Origin of the sequence: Paraburkholderia sp. SIMBA_027 (assembly GCF_046535315.1) — a bacterium.
In the GTDB taxonomy this organism is placed as follows: Bacteria; Pseudomonadota; Gammaproteobacteria; order Burkholderiales; family Burkholderiaceae; genus Paraburkholderia; species Paraburkholderia tropica.
Genome location: NZ_JAWRWY010001165.1, coordinates 1 through 252, shown reverse-complemented (window position 1 = coordinate 252; position 252 = coordinate 1). Strand labels below are relative to the sequence as shown.

Below are 252 nucleotides of genomic sequence, written 5' to 3'. Positions count from 1 at the left end.
AGAATCCTTATTGAGTTCAAAGATCTTTTTAATTCCTTCAGCTAATTTCTTACTATCTTTCAACGGAGCTTTATACCCCTTATAATTATCTATTATCATATTGGTTAGTACACCTGTATCAAAACCTACAACCGGAGTTCCGCAGGCTAAAGCTTCAGAAACCATCATAGGTCCTGAATCTTCAATTGAGGAATTCACAAAAAGATCAGCAGCCTGATACAGTAATGCGAGTAGTCTGTAGTCTTTTATATA

1 protein-coding gene is annotated in these 252 nt (G+C 35.3%); it reads right to left on the bottom strand.

Annotation, left to right across the window (positions count from 1 at the left end):
- On the bottom strand, positions 1 to 252 hold a 252-nt coding region (locus tag SB764_RS42810; protein ID WP_410867151.1), incomplete at both ends, for a glycosyltransferase.